General features: G+C 40.3%; 2 protein-coding genes. Both read left to right on the forward strand.

Annotated elements, in window-relative coordinates:
• The first annotated feature begins 104 nt into the window (after positions 1-104).
• Positions 105-293 (forward strand): DUF2326 domain-containing protein, encoded by a 189-nt coding sequence (locus tag BIS10_RS19115; protein WP_392567205.1) that lies wholly within the window; start codon positions 105-107, stop codon positions 291-293.
• 83 nt (positions 294-376) lie between these two features.
• Positions 377-1,381: a CBS domain-containing protein gene (locus BIS10_RS18710; protein ID WP_253507780.1), complete on the forward strand. Its 1,005-nt coding sequence runs from the start codon at positions 377-379 to the stop codon at positions 1,379-1,381.
• Positions 1,382-1,455 lie beyond the last annotated feature (74 nt).

The raw sequence follows: 1,455 nt of genomic DNA on the forward strand, positions 1-1,455 counted from the left end.
CGGAACGAGGCCAACTTTATCGCCATGATCTACCTGATTGGCAGCCCGGTGGGCCGCCTATTCGATCAGGCCAAATCCACGTGAAGTGACGAAGAACCAGTTTTATTTTCCATGACAGTATTGAAGATATTGACAAAAAACAAATTGAAGATATTTTCAAAGAAGCAAACAAGCTTCCGGGGCAACAGATTCTGTCAATGCTATCAGATAAAATATCAGAAGATACTTATAATAGCGTGTCAAAAAATATAATCTTATCTCTTGATGAGGATGAAAAATTCTTTTGTGTTTAAACGAAAGCTAACAAGTCAAATCACTCGGGCGCAGCAAAGCTGCGCCGGTGTTTGAAGCGTTAATTGTACGAAGGAGTGTTTACTTGGAACCTGAAAGTAAGCTGGCGGAAATCAAGAATAACTTAGGAAATGGAAGCCAGAGTGAGAGCGTATCTGTGCGCAGTTTTCTTGAGTGGTTTGGGGCTAGAAGGCGTGGTGTAGGTGTTGTAGCCCACATTAGAAGAGCATTAGAGAAATATTCATTAGAAACTGAGCCTGACTTTGAATCTGCCTACATCGACTCTATTATCGTAGTACAGCTTAAGAGCAAAGAGATTCAAGAAGTTGATGAGGTGGCTCAAACTGAGAAAGAGCTGGTAGGAGGATATGACTCTGACCCTACTTATCGAATCAGTAAGTTGGCTGCCGCGAACAAAAAACCAATATCCGTTACTCCCCAACAATCACTTTCCGAAGCAATTACGTTGATGATGACAAATGATTTCTCGCAGCTACCAGTTATGTCTGGAGATAGAGATGTAAAGGGGTTGATTAGCTGGAAGACAATTGGAACGCGTCTTGTACTTAAAAGAGAAGGTAGTGAAGTAAAAGATTTTGTTGAACCTGTTAAGATTGTGTCGAGTGACTCTTCAATATTTTCTGTAATAGGTGATATAACTCAGAGTGATTGTGTTCTAGTTAAAAATAATCAAAACGCTATATCTGGAATAATTACAACGGCAGACCTGAGTGATCAATTCGGTGTTTTGAGTAGACCCTTTCTTATCTTGGGTGAAATAGAAAATTACATCAGAAAGCTTCTTGATAATCGATACTCTCAAGCAGAGCTTCAAGCGGCAGTTGACCCAAGTGGTGCAGAAAGAACAATCGAGTCTGTTTCTGACCTTACATTTGGTGAATACTTAAGAGTGATCGAAAACCCTGATAGGTGGGGTGCTCTTAATGTTGAGATAGATCGTAAGATATTTATTAAAAATCTTGACGATATCAGAAAAATAAGAAATAGCGTTATGCATTTTGATCCAGACGGTGTTGATAGGGAGGATATTGGAAAACTCAACCAGTTTGAATCGCCCCAGGTTTCGTAGACACCTCCAGGCCTTATACTAAAGGTATCTAGGAGGAACCATGAGCCATCCCCGCTACACTGAAGAATTCAAAA

This window comes from Halomonas sp. 707B3, assembly GCF_024158645.1.
Lineage (GTDB): Bacteria > Pseudomonadota > Gammaproteobacteria > Pseudomonadales > Halomonadaceae > Vreelandella > Vreelandella lionensis.